Below are 2277 nucleotides of genomic sequence, written 5' to 3'. Positions count from 1 at the left end.
TCTGCGTCCCGAACGCAGCGCTCTACCAAGCTGAGCCACGCTTCGATATAAAACTATGTCCTTAGCAAAAACATTTTACTAGAGAAAGTCGTATTTGTCAAGGAAAATTTTTGGGGAGACAGGACGGTTATAAATCATTTTTGATAATGTCCCACTATACCACAAATGAAAATGTCCCGACATATGATACAATAACCTCCCTGAAGGGAGGTGATCAATATCAGGAGAATAGACTTAAGGATGGCTGAACAGAGAAAATATGAAGTTATAAAAAAGCTTGTGGATGAGAACGGAAACAAAGACAGAGCTGCCCTGACCCTGGGAATCACAAAAAGGCAGGTAAACCGGCTGATCAGGTCCTACAAAGAAAAAGGAAAGGCTGCATTTATCCATGGGAACAGAGGGAGAAAGCCTTCCACGACCACACCGGAGCAGATAAGGCAGGATGTTCTGGACCTGTACCGGAACAAATACTATGACACCAATTTTGTACATTTTACAGAATTGCTGAGAAATAAAGAAAAGATAAAGCTATCGGTATCGTGTGTGACCGGGATCCTGGAATCAGAAAATATCCTCTCACCAAAAGTAACGAAACAGAAGAAAAAGAGGATAAAACGGCAGCTGGAGGAAGAAAAGAAAGCGGCAAAAGACAAAAAAGAGGCAGACAAAATACAGGAAAACCTGGTTTCAGTAGAGGATGCCCACTCACGCCGTCCCAGATGCGCCTATTTTGGAGAAATGGAACAAATGGACGCATCTCCATATGAGTGGTTTGGAGGTTTTAAGAGCTCACTGCACATAGCTGTAGATGATGCGACAGGCCGAATAACCGGAGCCTGGTTCGACAGAGAGGAGACACTGTCAGGCTACTACCATATATTTCACCAGATCCTGACCCGATACGGGATCCCGTACTCATTTTTCACGGACAGGCGGACGGTATTTGTGTATAAAAAGAAAAAAGCCCCTGATATCGGGGAAGACACCTGCACCCAGTTCGCATATGCGTGCAGGCAGCTGGGTACGAAGATAGAATACAGCAGTGTGCCCCAGGCAAAAGGGCGTGTGGAAAGGATGTTCCAGACCCTGCAGTCACGCCTGCCAGTCGAGCTGCGGCTGGCAGGCATAACTGAGATCGAGGCGGCAAATGAATTCCTAGACTCCTACATCAACGAATTCAATGCCAGATTCGCCTTACCAGTAAATGGTATCAAATCCGTATTCGAAAAACAACCGTCCGAGGAAAAGATCAACCTGATCCTTTCCGTCCTGACACAGCGGACGGTGGACAGCGGCCACTGCATACAGTTTCAGAAGAAGCACTACCGGATGCTGGATGGAAAGAGCCGGCAGGTCCATTACAGAAAAGGAACAAAAGTCATGGTGATACAGGCTTATGATGGTGGGCTTTACTGCTGTGTGAACGACAAAGACATCTATGCGCTGGAAGAAATCCCTGTCAGGGCAGAAAAATCGAAGGAATTTGATATAGAAACGGGAAAAAAGGAGCCAAAAAAGCGCTATATACCTCCAATGGATCATCCCTGGAGGAGTAAAGCCTTCTGGAAATTTGTAAAAATGCAGGAGCATCATTGGGACGACATGTCAGATCTGCCGGCATAATCGCCGCGGAAGCGGCTGCAAACCGGGAGGGGGTGTTTCATGTATTGACTGTAGGGGGACACGGGTTTAGGCTGCGCGTAAGCGCCGGCAGGCCCAGTACCCGCCCACGCTTTTCAGGGCGGGTGCGGGGGCTGCCGCTGGCCTGCTCAAAAACCCGTGTCCGGGTTCATGCAGTCAATACTTTAATCACCCGCGACAGGTTTGCACAAAAACGGGATAAAGCAGTTAAGTTAGATAAGCTCTACACGGGCATGTTTGAGCGGGGGTGGGGCCGGATGCGTTGGGCAGAGCTCAACGTGGAGGGGGTGGGCGAAAACATGCCCGAAAAGCTTGCTGCTGAAGGCGCGCGCCCATAAAAGGCGCGCCTTCGCAGCAAGCTTACTCCCCTGTATCATTAACTGATCCCGGAGAAAGAAAAAGCACCGGAATTTCCGGTGCTAATGTTAAAAGATTTTTGGGACATTTTCAAAAATGGTTGACATCAAATTTTTAAAAATATTTTTACAAGTTTCAGCATCTTCAATTGCAAAATTAAATTCCACCCGGAACATCCGTTCCGTGGAATTTACTTTTTCCAAATAAGGGGGTGGAGTTTAGTCTTACAAATGTTTATGATGGATATCTGGCTTTTCCCGCTCTGGCAGAACAGGA

General features: G+C 47.3%; 1 protein-coding gene. It reads left to right on the top strand.

All coding sequences use genetic code 11. The features are described 5' to 3' along the window. Window positions 1–210 precede the first annotated feature (210 nt). Window positions 211–1626 carry an ISNCY family transposase gene (locus tag VZT47_RS10125; RefSeq protein WP_330224838.1) on the top strand — a complete coding sequence of 472 codons (1416 nt, stop codon included), beginning with the start codon at window positions 211–213 and terminating at the stop codon, window positions 1624–1626. Window positions 1627–2277: the final 651 nt, after the last annotated feature.

It is taken from the genome of Dialister sp., assembly GCF_036343215.1.
Taxonomy (GTDB): Bacteria; Bacillota; Negativicutes; order Veillonellales; family Dialisteraceae; genus Dialister.
Note: the sequence above shows the minus strand (reverse complement) of the source record. Positions and strands in the feature narration are given on the sequence as shown.